The 14,861-nt window shown below is 69.4% G+C and carries 12 protein-coding genes; 9 read left to right on the top strand and 3 right to left on the bottom strand.

Features of this window, described 5'->3' with window-relative positions; genetic code table 11:
* Window positions 1-239: 239 nt before the first annotated feature.
* Window positions 240-1,133 (bottom strand): LysR family transcriptional regulator, encoded by an 894-nt coding sequence (locus tag PG878_RS14950; RefSeq protein WP_209031059.1) that lies wholly within the window; start codon window positions 1,131-1,133, stop codon window positions 240-242.
* 104 nt (window positions 1,134-1,237) lie between these two features.
* Between PG878_RS14950 and PG878_RS14945 the strand changes: the two genes are divergently transcribed.
* The 5 genes from PG878_RS14945 to PG878_RS14925 all read left to right on the top strand — a co-directional run bounded on the left by PG878_RS14945 (window position 1,238) and on the right by PG878_RS14925 (window position 5,902).
* Entirely contained in the window at window positions 1,238-2,245 is a 1,008-nt protein-coding gene (locus PG878_RS14945) for a YeiH family protein (protein WP_244672582.1), read from the top strand.
* Window positions 2,246-2,400: 155 nt separating this feature from the next.
* Complete coding sequence (locus PG878_RS14940; protein ID WP_209031095.1) at window positions 2,401-3,012, top strand: DUF4142 domain-containing protein; 612 nt, start codon at window positions 2,401-2,403, stop codon at window positions 3,010-3,012.
* A gap of 72 nt (window positions 3,013-3,084) precedes the next feature.
* Window positions 3,085-3,618, top strand: coding sequence for an SRPBCC family protein (locus PG878_RS14935; protein ID WP_209031060.1), 534 nt, complete (start codon window positions 3,085-3,087; stop codon window positions 3,616-3,618).
* A gap of 9 nt (window positions 3,619-3,627) precedes the next feature.
* Window positions 3,628-4,821 (top strand): zinc-dependent alcohol dehydrogenase, encoded by a 1,194-nt coding sequence (locus PG878_RS14930; protein ID WP_209031061.1) that lies wholly within the window; start codon window positions 3,628-3,630, stop codon window positions 4,819-4,821.
* A 67-nt stretch (window positions 4,822-4,888) separates the two neighbouring features.
* Window positions 4,889-5,902: a cation diffusion facilitator family transporter gene (locus PG878_RS14925; RefSeq protein WP_209031062.1), complete on the top strand. Its 1,014-nt coding sequence runs from the start codon at window positions 4,889-4,891 to the stop codon at window positions 5,900-5,902.
* Between the two features lie 169 nt (window positions 5,903-6,071).
* Here PG878_RS14925 and PG878_RS14920 read toward each other — a convergent pair whose 3' ends face one another.
* Both PG878_RS14920 and PG878_RS14915 read right to left on the bottom strand, forming a co-directional pair.
* Window positions 6,072-6,995: a transposase gene (locus PG878_RS14920; protein WP_311185976.1), complete on the bottom strand. Its 924-nt coding sequence runs from the start codon at window positions 6,993-6,995 to the stop codon at window positions 6,072-6,074.
* A 297-nt stretch (window positions 6,996-7,292) separates the two neighbouring features.
* Entirely contained in the window at window positions 7,293-9,356 is a 2,064-nt protein-coding gene (locus tag PG878_RS14915; RefSeq protein WP_209031618.1) for a 3-hydroxyacyl-CoA dehydrogenase NAD-binding domain-containing protein, read from the bottom strand.
* Window positions 9,357-9,595: 239 nt separating this feature from the next.
* On the opposite strand from PG878_RS14915, the gene rpoE reads away from it, so the two are divergent.
* From rpoE to lepA, 4 genes are all read left to right on the top strand, one after another.
* On the top strand, window positions 9,596-10,216 hold the full coding sequence (gene rpoE / locus PG878_RS14910; protein WP_209031619.1) for an RNA polymerase sigma factor RpoE: 621 nt from the start codon (window positions 9,596-9,598) through the stop codon (window positions 10,214-10,216).
* The gene (locus tag PG878_RS14905) at window positions 10,213-11,175 is read left to right on the top strand and encodes a sigma-E factor negative regulatory protein (protein ID WP_209031620.1); all 963 of its coding nucleotides are present in this window, start codon (window positions 10,213-10,215) and stop codon (window positions 11,173-11,175) included. Before rpoE ends, PG878_RS14905 begins: the two co-directional genes overlap by 4 nt.
* A 99-nt stretch (window positions 11,176-11,274) precedes the next feature.
* Entirely contained in the window at window positions 11,275-12,807 is a 1,533-nt protein-coding gene (locus tag PG878_RS14900; protein ID WP_209031621.1) for a DegQ family serine endoprotease, read from the top strand.
* Window positions 12,808-12,979: 172 nt separating this feature from the next.
* Window positions 12,980-14,770, top strand: coding sequence for a translation elongation factor 4 (lepA, locus tag PG878_RS14895; RefSeq protein ID WP_048492482.1), 1,791 nt, complete (start codon window positions 12,980-12,982; stop codon window positions 14,768-14,770).
* The last annotated feature ends 91 nt before the right edge of the window (window positions 14,771-14,861 follow it).

The following is a 14,861-nucleotide window of genomic DNA, read 5'->3' as shown; positions in this document are numbered from 1 at the left end:
CATGTCTGCAGGCTGTCCCGATCGCTGTCCTCGATGGCGTGTCGGTCGACACGGCAGGGCGTGCGCGGCATGTCCGGCGGCGGCGCCGTGGACATCCCCTTTCCGCTGCCCTGGCGCGCGAGAGACCGGGAGCGAGGATAGAAGCGACAGGCATTCCATTCCAATGAAGCATTTGCCGAGGGCTATCTCGTTTTGGAATGGATGTCGCGCGCTGCGGGTTCCTCCCCGCCACGCGGCGCTCAGGCCGCGGTTGCCTGCGCCTGCAGGTCGAGCAGGGCGGCCGCCGCCGCGCCCAGGCCGCGTTCGCGGTGACGCAGGACATGGAAGGTGCGTTCGGCCAGCGTCACCTCGATGCCCTGCAGGCGGCCGCTCTCCAGCCACGGCGCCGCGGCCAGTTGCGAGATCGCCGCCAGGCTGCGCCCGGCCTGCACCGCCGACAGCACCGCTTCGTTGGAGGGCAGGGACAGGGCCACGCGCAGGCGTTCCGGGGCGATGCCGGCATCGCGCAACGCCGCTTCGAACGCCGAGCGCGTGCCCGAGCCGGGTTCGCGCATGATCCAGGTGCTGTCGGCGATCAGCCGCGCCAGCCCGGGGCGGCGGCGCCCGGCCAGCGGGTGGTCCGGTGCGGCCACCACGCGCAGCCGGTCGTGGTCCAGCGCCGAACTCAGCAGTTCGGCGGCCTGCACGCGGCCCTCGACGAAGCCCAGTTCGGCGCGTCCCTCGCGCACCGCGCGCGCCACGCTGTCGGTGTTGCCCACGCTCAGGCGGATCTCGATCTGCGGATAGCGCGCATGGAACGCCATCAGCCGGGTCGGCAGCCAATAGCTGGCGACGGTCTGGCTGGCGTGCAGGTCGAGGGTGCCGCGCAGCACGCCACGCCATTCGCTCAGGGCCAGTTCGGCCGCCCGGCTGCGCGCCAGGATCGCCTTGGCGTCCTCGCAGAACGCCGCACCGGCCGCGGTCAGCACCAGGCCGCGGCCGACCCGGTCGAACAGCGCCACCCCGTACTGCTGCTCCAGCGCCTTGATCGCCGCACTGGCGGCCGACGGCGTGCGGTGCGCGGCCTGCGCACCCAGGGTCAGATGCTGGCGCTCGGCCACCGCCACGAACAGCGCGAGTTGTTCCAGGGTCATAGGGGCAACTGTTCGGATGAGCCGAATGAAGTGTGCACAATTATGCGATGGATCGGAACGGTTTGCGGGCGCAGCCTGTCGCCACTTCGATCCGGATGACTTCCATGCACGCGCCACTGCACCGACCTTCGACCCTGCTGCCTGGGCTGGCCCTGGCCATCGGCGTGGCGGCCTTGGCCTGGCTGGCCGAGCGCGTGCAACTGCAGTGGCTGGGCCGGCGCTGGATCGATGCGCTGGTGTTCGCGATCGTGCTCGGCACCTTGCTGCGCACGGCGTGGCGCCTGCCGCCGTCCACGCACGCCGGCATCGCCTTCGCCGCCAAGCTGCCGCTGGAACTGGCGATCGTGCTGCTGGGCGCCTCGGTCGGGATCGGCGCCATCGGCGCGGCCGGCGGCCTGTTGCTGGGCGCCATCGCCGCGGTGGTGCTGCTGGCGATCGCCCTCGGCTACGGCATCGGTCGCGTGCTGGGCCTGCCGTCGCGGCTGGCCACGCTGGTCGCGTGCGGCAATGCGATCTGCGGCAACTCGGCGATCGTGGCGGCGGCGCCGGTGATCGACGCCGACTCCGACGACGTCGCCGCGGCGATCGCCTTCACCGCTGCGCTCGGCGTGCTGGTGGTGTTGCTGCTGCCGCTGGCGGTGCCCGTGCTGGGTCTGGACCAGCGCCACTACGGCATCCTCGCCGGCCTGACCGTGTACGCGGTGCCGCAGGTGCTGGCGGCGACCGTGCCGGTGGGTGCGCTGAGCGCGCAGGTCGGTGCGCTGGTCAAGCTGATGCGGGTGCTGATGCTGGGGCCGGTGATGCTGCTGCTGGGAGTGATCCGTGGTGGATCGCCGGCGCAGCGGCGCCCGGCGCACGCGCTGGTGCCGTGGTTCGTGTTCGGCTTCGTCGGCATGATGGGCCTGCGCGCGCTGGGTGTGCTGCCGGCATTGCTCATCGACGCGGCGCAGTCGCTGTCGCTGCTGTTCACCCTGGTGGCGATGGCCGCGTTGGGCCTGTCGGTGAATCTGCGCACCGTGCTCGCGTCCGGCGGCCGCGTACTGGCAGCCGGCACGCTGTCGCTGCTGGCACTGGCCAGCCTCAGCGTGTTGCTGCTGCGCTGGTTGCCGTAGGCGTGGCGCCGCAGTCCAGGTGCATCTGCAGCATTTCGCATCGCCTGCACCCACGTTCAACCAAGCGCTCACGAAAGGCGGCGGAGCATGGCGATACCTGCCATGCAAAGGAGATTGTCATGCGTCATTCCCGTTCCGCTTTCTCTCTGGCGCTGATGTCGGTTCTCGGCGTCGGCCTCGCTCATGCGCAGACCGATACGTCCGGCCAGGCCGGCGGCCACGATCCCGGCGCGATGCAACAGCAAGCGCCGTCGACGTCTGCGGCGCAGACGTCGTCCGGCATGCAGGGCGCGCAAGGTGCACGCGCGTCCGCGCTCGACGAGAAACAGGCGCTCGGCGTGCTGTCGGCGATCAATACCAGCGAGATCAACGCCGGCAACCTGGCCTTGCAGAAGCAGGTCAAAGGGCCGGTGCGCGACTACGCCATGCAGATGGTCAAGGAGCACTCCGACAACAATGCCAAGATCGCGCCCTGGGGACCCGACACCAAGGCCGCGCCGGCGCAGCAGCAGATGCAGAAGGCCAAGGCGGAAGCAGGCAAGCTGCAGGCCCTGGACGGCGACCGCTTCGAACAGGCCTACGTCATGGCGATGGTCAAGGATCATCAGGCCGCCCTGCAGATGCTCGACAGCACCCTGATTCCCGCGGCCAAGACCCCGGAGGTGGTCGCGCATCTGCGTACCACGCGTACCCATGTGGCCGAGCATCTGGCCAAGGCGCAGCAGTTGCAGAGCGCCGCCGCCTCGCCGGCCGGTTCCACCCGCTGAGCCGTGCTGCGGATCGCGGCCGATGCGCCGTGACCCGCACCACGAACATTCCGGTCCTGCCAGGAGCTTCTCATGCGCGAATCCCCGGCGGCCGACGCGCCCGTCACCCTGGACGGTACGCGCCTGGTGCGCACTCTCAGCATTCTCGGCGAGCCCGATCAGATCCTCGACGCCTGGTGCGACATGGGCGTCCAGCAGCAGGTGCTGGCGGACCTGGCCGACCTGCAGTCTGGCGACGGCTACGCTTCGCGATGGCGCCTGCGCCTGCCGCTGGAGCGCCATCTCGATCTGGATTACCGGCGCGGCGAAGTCCATCTCGGCGAGTCGGTCAGCTATGCCGGCAGCGGCGAGCACGGACTGCACCTGCAGACCACGTTGAGCGTGCGTCGCGCGCCCGATGGCTTCGGTTGCGAGGCCACGCTGGCGGTGGAGTATCGCGTCGAGGGCGGGGTGCTCGCCCAGGCCGTGGCGAAGTTGGTGGGCGCGGCGCCGGATGCGCTGATCGGCAAGGTGCTGCACCGGTTCAAGGCCTGGATCGAGTGCGGCGAAGTGCCGACGCTGCGCGACAACCCATCCGCGCGCGGCCGCGACCACCACGAACACTAGGAGTCCGCCATGCGCGCACTATGCTGGAACGGGGTCAACGATCTGCGGGTGGAAACGGTTCCCGATCCGCGCATCGTCAATCCACGCGATGTGATCCTGAAGGTCGGCCTCAGCACCACCTGCGGCTCGGACCTGCATTTCATCGACGGCTATCTGCCGACGATGCGCGAAGGCGACATCATCGGCCACGAATTCATGGGCGAGGTGGTCGAGGTCGGGCCGCAGGTGCGTGGCTTGCGCGTCGGCCAGCGTGTGGTGGTGCCGTCGTTCGTTTCCTGCGGCGGGTGCTGGCATTGCGCGCGTCAGGAGTTCTCGCTGTGCGACAACACCAATCCGAACTGGGAGATGCAGGAGCCGCTGCTGGGCTATCCGACTGCCGGCATCTACGGCTACACCCATGCCTTCGGCGGCTACGCCGGTTCGCATGCGGAGTACATCCGGGTGCCGCACGCCGACGTCGGCTGTTTCGCCATCCCGGACGAACTCGGCGACGAGGATGCGTTGTTCCTATCCGATGCCGGTCCCACCGGCTTCATGGGCGCGGATTTCTGCGCGATCCAGCCCGGTACGACCGTGGCGGTGTGGGGCTGCGGCGGCGTCGGGTTGATGGCGCAGCAGAGCGCGCGCCTGCTGGGGGCCGAGCGGGTCATCGCCATCGACCGCCTGCCCGAGCGGCTGGCGCTGGCGCGCGACGTGCTGGGCAACGAGGTGATCGACTACAGCGCCGTCGACAGCGTGGTCGAGATGCTGCGCGAAATGACCGGCGGACGCGGCCCCGATGCCTGCATCGATGCGGTCGGCATGGAGGCGCACGGCACCGGTCTCGGTCATGCCTATGATCGGGTCAAGCAGGCGCTGCACCTGCACACCGATCGCGGCCAGGCGTTGCGCGAGGCGATCCTGGCCTGTCGCAAGGGCGGCACGCTGTCGATCCTCGGCGTCTACGGCCTGATGGACAAGTTCCCGCTGGGCGCGGTGATGAACAAGGGGCTGACCGTGCGCACCGCGCAGCAGCACGGCCAGCGCTACGTGCCGCGCCTGCTCGAGCTGGCGCGCAGCGGTGCGTTCAAGACCCGCTTCCTGGCCACGCACCGCATGCCGCTGGACGAGGCGGCACGCGGTTATGAGATGTTCAAGCACAAGCAGGACGGCTGCGTGCGCGCGGTATTCGTTCCGGGGCAGGCGGCGGTGCCCGTGGTGTAATAGTCTCCGCGCAGACGGCGTCCTAAGGTAGCGGCCATCTTCCTCCGCATCGCCGCCCGGTCGCCCCATGGGACACGATCACAGCCACGCCCCCACCGAAATCCGCCACGAGCGCCCCTTGTGGTGGGCGCTCGGCCTGACTGCGCTGTTCCTGGTGGTGGAGGTCGCTGGCGCCTTCCTCACCAACAGCCTGGCGCTACTGTCCGACGCCGCGCACATGGCCACCGACACGCTGGCGCTGATGATCGCGCTGATCGCGGTGCGGCTGAGCCGGCGCCCGCCCGATGCCAAGCGCAGCTACGGTTACGCGCGGCTGGAGGCGTTGGGCGCGCTGGTCAACGGCGCGCTGCTGTTCGTGGTCGCCGGCTACATCCTGTGGGAGGCGGTGCAGCGCTTCCGCCAGCCGCAGGAGATCGCCACCGTCGGCATGCTCGGCATCGCCGCGTTCGGCCTGCTGATCAACCTGATTTCGATGCGCCTGCTCAAGGCCGGTAGCGGCGAGAGCCTCAACATGAAGGGCGCCTACCTGGAAGTGTGGAGCGACATGCTCGGCTCGGTCGCGGTGATCGTCGGCGCGCTGGCGATCCGCGTCACCGGCTGGAAGCTGATCGATCCGATCCTGGCGGTGCTGATCGGCCTGTGGGTGCTGCCGCGGACCTGGGTGTTGCTGCGCGAAGCGGTCAACGTGCTGCTGGAAGGCGTGCCCAAGGGCGTGGACCTGGATGCGGTGCGTGGCTATTTGCAAGCGGCGCCCGGCGTGGCCAGCGTGCACGACCTGCACGTGTGGGCGCTGGCCTCCAGCACCCCGGCGCTGACCGCGCACGTGGTGGTCGCCGACGGCAGTGACGCCGATGCAGTGCGCGCCGCGCTCTGCGATGGCCTGCATGCGCAGTTCGACATCGACCACATCACCCTGCAGATGGAAGCCGGCCATTGCGGCGCCACGCCGTGCGGCGCGCCCGCTGCGGCGGGTGAGGGTGGTGGTCACGGTCCTCATGGGCATGGTCATGAGGACCACGATCATGGTCATGCCCATGACCACCACGGGCACGGTCATGCGCATGGGCATTCGCATCCATAGCCGATAACGTTGCGGATGGCGCATGCCGGCGCCACCGATGTTTCCCTTTCTCGAGCGGCCGCCTTCGCGCGCCGGGAACGCCGGTCGCGGCTGAAGCCGCTCCTACGTGGATGGACGGCGCATGCGCAAGCGCCCGTCCTCGCAACGCGTTTTTTGTAGGAGTCAACTGTCATGCACCTGCGATGGCAGGAGGAGCGTACGGGGCCTGATCGCGCGCGATGGCGTTGAGCCAGCGCAGGAACTTGTGCATGCAGGCGACGATGGCGACCTTGGCCGGTTTGCCGCCTGCGCGCAGGCGCGCGTAAGTGTTGGCCAAGGGGGATTTGGCGCGGATGCTGGCCCAGGTGGCCATGTACAGCACGCGCCGCACGTCGGCACGTCCGCCTTTGATGCGGCGTTGGCCTTTCCAGCAGCCGCTGTCGTGATTGAACGGGGCCAGCCCGACCAGGGCAGCGAGCTTGCGTGGCGGCAGCGTGCCCAGCTCTGGCAACCGCGCGGCCAGAACCGCGCGCAGGATCGTGCCGAGCCCAGGCACCTTAGGGAGGCTCGAGCAGGTCTTGCCCTGCTGCCCGATCTCCTGCGTCAACGTCTGGATCTGCTGGTTCAGCAGGGCGATCACCTCTCGGCAGTGGCGTTGCACCTCAGGGCGGGTGATGTGCTCCAGGCGCCGCCGATGGGCATCGCGCTGGCCCACCAGGGTGGCACGCAGGTCCAGCAGTTCGCGAAGAGACTGCTGGTGCCCGGGCACCACGGGCGTGGGGGTGGTCGGGATGTGCTGGGCGGCGATGGCCAGCAGGCGCGCGTCCAGGACATCGGTTTTGGCATGCAGGCCCAAGGCCTGGGCTAGCTTGCGCGGACGATCAGCGGCCATCCGCACTGCCGGCAGGTCCGCCTCTCGGAGCACCTGCAGCACGGCATGTTCGTAGCCGCCACTGGCTTCCAGCACGATCCGCTCGCAGCCCAGCTCGGCCAGGCGTTGGGCCAGCGCACGCTGCCCCTGTGGCGTATTGGCTTGGGTCCAGGTCTGCTCGTCCGGCAGGACATGAATGACCAGTTCGGCCTTGGATACATCGATCCCGACATAGCGTCGCATAGACGTTCTCCGCAGTAGACTCAGTCACGAGAGCACTCCTGCCGACGCCCATGCTTGTGGAGTTCGAGCTCGCGACTCGGGCAACTGTTCGGGCTGATAAGGCAGGAGATACGGGGTGCGGCGGCGCTGACTCCTACTCGTGCTTGCTGGCACTACGGCTAAACGGCCTGCCGCACTCCGCTCTCACCTGCAACGATAGACCCTCATTTGACACAAGCGGCTTCAGCCGCGATGGGCTTTCTCGATCATGCCTGTCGCGGCTGAAGCCACTTCTGCAGGTCGGCGCGCGTGCGCGCCTCAGACCACCGGTTCGCGCAGCGCCGGCGACTCCCAGCCCGGGCGCGGGGCGAAACGCTCGCCGTAGCGCGTGTGCAGGGCGCGCAGACGTGCCAGCAGGACATCGGCGCCGGCGGCGCGGATGTACTGGATCGGGCCGCCGCGGAACGGCGCGAAGCCGGTGCCGAAGATCACGCCGGCATCGAGCAGGTCGGCATCGGCGACCACTCCCTCGTGCAGGCAGGCCACCGCTTCGTTGAGCAGCGGCAGGATCAGGCGGTCTTCGAGGTCGTCCGGCGCGCGATAGTCCTTCGGCAACTCGGGCTTCTTGGCGCGGCCGTTCTCCCACGCGTACAGGCCCTGGCCGTCCTTCTTGCCGCGCTTGCCCGGTTCCACCGTCTGCAGCGCCGCCGGGATCGGCAGGCCCAGGAACGGCGCCAGTTCGGCGCCGACGCCGGCGGCCACGTCCAGGCCCACGGTGTCGATCAGTTCGATCGGGCCCATCGGCATGCCGAACTTGACTGCGGCCTTGTCGATGGCAGGGCCGGGAATGCCTTCGGCGTAGGCGGTGGCCGCTTCCAGCATGTACGGGAACAGCACGCGGTTGACCAGGAAGCCGGGGGTGCCGGCCACCGGCACCGGTAGCTTGTCGATCGCCTTGCAGAACGCGGCCAGCCGCTTCTGGTTTTCCGGCGCCAGGCCGTCGTGACAGACGATCTCCACCAGCGGCATCTGCGCCACCGGGTTGAAGTAGTGCAGGCCGCCGAACTGCGCCGGGCGCTGGATGTGCTCGCGCAGTTCGGTCAGCGGGATCGAGGAGGTGTTGGTGCTGAGCAGCGCGTGCGGCTGCATGCGCGGTTCCAGGGACTGGTACAGCTCGCGCTTGGCCTGCGGGTTCTCGATGATCGCCTCGATCACCAGATCGGCGCTCGGCACGCCGTCGCCGGCCAGGTCGCCCTTCAACCGTGCCGCCACCGCCGGGCGCTTGCCGTCGTCCTTGACCCGCTTGGCGAACAACTCGCCGGCGCGGCTCAGCGCCCCGTCGATGAAGCGCTGCTCGCGGTCCTGCAGGGTCACCTCGAAGCCCTTGTAGGCCGACCAGGCGGCGATGTCGCCGCCCATCACCCCGGCGCCGACCACGTGCACGTGGCGGATGCCGTGTTCCTTGCCGCCCAGCGCCTTGAGCCGCTCGGTGAGGAAGAAGATGCGGATCAGGTTGCGCGCGGTCGGCGTGCTGGCCAGCTTGACCACCGCCTTGCGCTCGGCGTCCAGGCGCGCCTGGATGCCGCTGCCGCCGCTGCGTTCCCACACCCCGATCAGCGCGTACGGTGCCGGGTAGTGTTCCTTGCGCGCCTTGCGCGCCACCTGCTTGCGCATCTGCGGCGCCAGCAGCTTGCGCGCCGGCCAGGTGTTGGTGGCCCAGGCGGTGGCGCGCTGCTTGAAGGGGCGGGTGCTGCCGGACAGCGCCAGCGCCACCGCGGTGTCGGTCAGCACGGCGGGCGCGGCGACCTTGTCGACCAGGCCCATCGCGCGTGCCGCCGAGGCCGACACGGTGCGCCCGGTGAGCATCAGGTCCATCGCCGCCGGCGCGCCGATCAGCCGCGGCAGGCGCGCGCTGCCGCCCCAGCCGGGGAAGATGCCGAGCTTGGTCTCGGGCAGGCCGATGCGGGTGGCGGCATCGCTGGAGGCGACACGGTAGCGGCAGGCCAGGGCGATCTCGGTGCCGCCGCCCATGCAGAAGCCGTGGATCGCCGCGACCGTGGGGCAGGGCAACTCGGCCAGTTTCTGGAAGGTGGCCTGGCCGCGGCGGATGGCGTCGTTGACGGTGCCGCGGCGGTCGAATTCCTGGAATTCCTTGAGGTCGGCGCCAGCGATGAAGCCATTGTCCTTGGCCGAGCGGATCACCACGCCCTTGGGCGGATCGATGGCGATGCGCTCGAGCAGATTGCCCAGCTCCAGCAGCACGTCCTGCGACAGCGCGTTGACGGGCGCGTCCTGGCGGTCGAGGCTGAGCACGACGACGCCGTCGCCGCGGATATCCGCTTGCCAGTGACTGAATCGGAGCCCGTCGAAGCCTGAAAGCATGGGGAGGACCATCCGCTTGTGTATGGAGAAGATCGTTATCATCCAGAGGTTGTTTCCGTCGCGTCAAATCCCAATGCAGGGGAATTGAGGCGCGTCCCGCGACCGCTGGCCTTGCGCCAGCCTAACGGAACGCCGGTTAACGTCGTGGGGCGGCGATCCGCTGAGGGGCGCTGAACTTTTTTCCGAATTGGCGGTCAGAGGGTCCGACGTAGGTTGGGCTGACAGGAGTGCGGCCCGCTATGGCCGATGTCGAAACACCCCAGGAGCTGGACCTGGAACTGGTCCGGCGTGTGCAGCGCGGCGAAAGCGCGGCGTTCGATGTGCTGGTGCGCAAGTACCAACACCGGATCGTCGGCCTGATCGGGCGCTACATCGCCGACTGGAGCGAATGTCAGGACGTGGCCCAGGACACCTTCATCCGCGCCTACCGCGCGATAGGAAGTTTCCGCGGCGACGCCCAGTTCTCCACATGGTTGCACCGGATCGCCGTGAACACCGCCAAGAACTATCTGGTCGCGCACAACCGCAGGCCGCCCACCGACGATGTCGACGTGCTCGATGCCGAGCAGTTCGACAGCGGCACCCGGCTGCGCGACACCGACACGCCCGAGCGCGAGTTGATGCGCCAGGAACTGGAGCAAACGGTGATGAAGGCGGTGAACGCCTTGCCGGAAGAGTTGCGCACCGCCATCACCCTGCGCGAGGTGGAGGGCATGAGCTACGAGGACATCGCGCAGAAGATGGGCTGCCCGATCGGCACCGTGCGTTCGCGGATCTTCCGCGCCCGCGAGGCCATCGACGCCGAACTCCGTCCCCTGCTGGATACCGACAGCGCCACCCGTGAGCGACACCGCGTATGACCGATATCACGCCCTTTCCCAAGCCAGTGCCGGCGCCCGACAGCGCAGCGCCGGACAAGTTCGAGCTGCACTACCGGCAGCAACTGTCCGCCCTGATCGACGGCGAACTGCCGGCCGACGAAGCACGCTTCGTGCTGCGCCGGCTGCAGCACGACGAGGAATTGTCCGGCTGCCACGAACGCTGGCAGCTGTGCGGCGACATCCTGCGCGGCCGTGTCAGCGTGCCGGCGCCCAGCGATTTCAGCGCCCGCGTGCGCCAGGCGGTGGCCGCCGAAGCGCAGCAGGCCGTGCGTGCCGAGGCGGCCAGCGCGGCCGGCAAGCGCCGCACCTGGCGCTGGGGCGGCAGTGCGGCCCTGGCCGCTTCGGTCGCGGTGCTGGCGCTGTTCGTGACCCAGCGCCTGCCGCAGACGCCCGAGGCGTTGCCGCCGGCGCAGGTCGCCGATGCCACCGCGCCGACGCCGGCGCCTGCCGCCACCACGCCGCAGGTCCCGACGCCGGCACCGGCGCCGGCCGATCCGCAGGGCGATCTCGCCGCGGCCGTCGCCGCCGCGCCGGCCATGGCGATCGCCGCCAATCGTCGCCAGGAGGCGGCCGCGGCAGCGCGACGCGAGGCCACCCGCAGCGAACAGGCCGTGCGCACCCGCAACGCCCCGGCCGAGCGTGCCTACGCCGCCGCGGCGCCCGCCAAGTCGCAGGCCAAGGCGCCGACGCAGACCCCGTTCGTGGCGCCGGTCGCGCCCCCCACCATGGTCGCGCAACGCGCCAGCGATCCGTTCGGACATCCGGCAACGCCGCTGCAGGCGCGGCCGTGGCCACGCTCGACCCTGCCGGCCGCCGACGCCGGCGGTGAATTCACCGCCAGCTTCCCGCGCAGCGGCGCGGACCCGGCGGCGTTCTATCCGTTCGAACCCCGATTGCCTGCCGACGCCGCGGCCAACCCGCCGCTGCAGCAGCCCTGACCCCGCGCGCCGGTCGGCGTCCGTGTCTTGTCCCGGCGCGTGGTCCCCGTTGCTTCGTCCCCTCGTTCTTCCCCTTCCCGAACCGGAGGCTCGCGTCCGATGACTCACCGTATCCGCCACCATCTGTTGGGCCTGCTGGCGCTGACCGTGCCGTTGGCTGCCTGTGCGCAGCAACCCAGCCCCAGTGCCGCCAGCACCCCGCCGCCGGCCGCGCAGTCCGCACCGGCGCCGCAGTTGGTCGGCAACCTTCCCGACTTCACCCGCCTGGTCGAGCAGGTCGGCCCGGGCGTGGTCAACGTCGAGACCACCATCAGCCGCCGCGCCGCGGCGGCGCGCTCCGGCGGCGGCATGCCCGACGACGACCAGATGCCCGAGTTCTTCCGCCGCTTCTTCGGCCCGGACGGCATGCCGGGCATGCCCGGGCAGCCGCGCGGCGGCACGCCGGACGACGACGGCCCCGCGGGCCGCTCGATGGGCTCGGGCTTCATCATCTCGCCCGACGGCTACGTGCTGACCAACCACCACGTGGTCGACGGCGCCAGCGAGGTCAAGGTCAAGCTCACCGACCGCCGCGAGTTCACCGCCAAGGTGGTCGGCAGCGACCAGCAGTACGACGTGGCGCTGCTGAAGATCGACGGCAAGAACCTGCCGACGGTGCGCATCGGCGATTCCAACCTGCTCAAGCCCGGCCAGTGGGTGGTGGCGATCGGCTCGCCGTTCGGCCTGGATCACTCGGTCACCGCCGGCATCGTCAGCGCCACCGGCCGCAGCAATCCCTACGCCGACCAGCGCTACGTGCCGTTCATCCAGACCGACGTGGCGATCAATCAGGGCAACTCCGGCGGCCCGCTGCTCAACACCCGCGGCGAGGTGGTCGGCATCAACTCGCAGATCTTCTCCGCCTCCGGCGGCTACATGGGCATCAGCTTCGCGATCCCGATCGACCTGGCGATGAGCGCGGTCGAGCAGATCAAGAAGACCGGCAAGGTCACCCGCGCCCAGCTCGGGGTCATGGTCGGCGCCATCGATTCGCTGAAGGCGCAGGGCCTGGGCCTGCCGGATACCCGCGGCGCCCTGGTCAACCAACTGGTGCAGGGCAGCCCGGCGGCCAAGGCCGGACTGGAAGTGGGCGATGTGATCCGCACCGTCAACGGCACCGAGATCGGCGCCTCCAGCGACCTGCCGCCGATGATCGGCGCGATGCAGCCCGGCGCCAAGGTGCGCCTGGGGATCCTGCGCGACGGCAAGCCGCGCGAGCTGACCGTGCAGTTGACCGCGCTGGCCGACGACGCCCAGGCCAGTGCCGGCCCGGCGGTCGGCGACAACGCCGCCCCGGCCACCGGCGCCAACGCGCTGCTCGGCATCGACGTGGCCGACCTGGACGCCGCCACCCGCCAGCAACTGGGCGTGGAGCCGGGCAAGGGCGTGCGCATCACCGCGGTGACCGGCCGCGCCGCGCGCGACGCGCAACTGGTGCCGGGCATGGTGATCCTGCAGGTCGGGCGCACCCCGGTCGGCAGCGTCGCCGCCCTGAACCAGCAACTGAGCGCCTACAAGAAGGGCGACGTGGTGATGCTGCTGATCCGCGTGCGCGACACCACCAGCTTCGTCGCGGTGCGCGCCGGCGGTTGATCCCGCGCGTCCGGCCGCGGCCGGGCGCCATCCCGGGCGCCGATCCAGACGGGTCGGCGCCCGGGGCAGGGGCGAATCCGGCGGCCGTCACCAGCGGCCGCCGGCCATGCGATAATGGCCCGTTATCCTGACGACGGTCCTGGCCGCCGCCCACCTCATGTCCTCTGATTCGATGCGGAACATCCGCAATTTCTCCATCATCGCCCACGTCGACCACGGCAAATCGACCCTGGCCGATCGCATCATCCAACTCTGCGGCGGCCTGCAGGCGCGCGAGATGGAAGCGCAGGTGCTCGACTCCAACCCGATCGAGCGCGAACGCGGCATCACCATCAAGGCCCAGTCCGTGTCGCTGCCGTACACCGCGCAGGACGGGCAGGTCTACCACCTGAACTTCATCGACACCCCCGGCCACGTCGACTTCTCCTACGAGGTCAGCCGTTCGCTGGCCGCCTGCGAGGGCGCGCTGCTGGTGGTGGACGCGGCGCAGGGCGTGGAAGCGCAGTCGGTGGCCAACTGCTACACCGCGGTGGAGCAGGGCCTGGAAGTGGTGCCGGTGCTGAACAAGATCGACCTGCCCACCGCCGACATCGACCGCGCCAAGGCCGAGATCGAAGCGGTGATCGGCATCGACGCCACCGACGCGGTCGCGGTCAGCGCCAAGACCGGACTGAACGTGCGCGACGTGCTGGAGGCGATCGTGCAGCGCATTCCGCCGCCGGTGCCGCGCGACACCGACAAGCTGCAGGCGCTGATCATCGACTCCTGGTTCGACAACTACCTGGGCGTGGTCTCGCTGGTGCGGGTGATGCAGGGCGAGATCAAGGCTGGCGACAAGCTGCTGGTGATGTCCACCGGCCGCACCCACCAGGTCGACAGCGTCGGCGTGTTCACCCCCAAGCGCAAGGTGCTGCCGGCGCTGCGCGCGGGCGAGGTGGGCTGGGTCACCGCCAGCATCAAGGACGTGCACGGCGCCCCGGTCGGCGACACCCTGACCCTGGCCGGCGACCCGGCCAGCAAGCCGCTGCCGGGCTTCCAGGAGATGCAGCCGCGCGTGTTCGCCGGCCTGTTCCCGGTGGATGCCGAGGACTACACCAACCTGCGCGAGGCGCTGGACAAGCTGCGCCTGAACGACGCGGCGCTGCGCTTCGAGCCGGAAAGCTCCGAGGCGATGGGCTTCGGCTTCCGCTGCGGCTTCCTCGGCATGCTGCACATGGAGATCGTGCAGGAGCGCCTGGAGCGCGAGTACAACCTGGACCTGATCAGCACCGCGCCGACCGTGGTCTACGAGGTGCTCAAGACCGACGGCAGCATCATCAGCATGGACAACCCGGCCAAGCTGCCGCAGTTGAACATGGTCGAGGAGATCCGCGAGCCGATCATCCGCGCCAACATCCTCACCCCCGAGGAATACATCGGCAACATCATCAAGCTGTGCGAGGAAAAGCGCGGCAGCCAGATCGGTATCAACTACCTGGGCAGCCAGGTGCAGATCAGTTACGAGCTGCCGATGGCCGAGGTGGTGCTGGACTTCTTCGACAAGCTCAAGTCGGTCAGCCGCGGCTACGCCTCGCTGGACTACCACTTCGTGCGCTTCGACGCCGGCCCGTTCGTGCGGGTGGACGTGCTGATCAACGGCGACAAGGTCGATGCGCTGTCGCTGATCGCCCACCGCAGCCACGCCGACCGCCGCGGCCGCGAACTGTGCGAGAAGATGAAGGACCTGATCCCGCGGCAGATGTTCGACGTGGCGATCCAGGCAGCGATCGGCTCGCAGATCATCGCCCGCACCACGGTCAAGGCGATGCGCAAGAACGTGCTGGCCAAGTGCTATGGTGGCGACGTTTCGCGCAAGAAGAAGCTGTTGGAAAAGCAGAAGGAAGGCAAGAAGCGCATGAAGCAGGTCGGCCGCGTGGAAATCCCGCAGGAAGCCTTCCTGGCTGTGCTGCAGATGGACAAGTAGCTGGGAATCGTGAATAGGGAATGGGGAATGGAAAGAGCGCATGCTCTTGCCTTCCCGATTCCCCATTCTCCATTCCCGATTCCCATTCCGA

Source organism: Xanthomonas hawaiiensis (assembly GCF_031834635.1).
Lineage (GTDB): Bacteria > Pseudomonadota > Gammaproteobacteria > Xanthomonadales > Xanthomonadaceae > Xanthomonas_A > Xanthomonas_A sacchari.
This window is presented reverse-complemented; position numbering and strand designations above follow the sequence as displayed.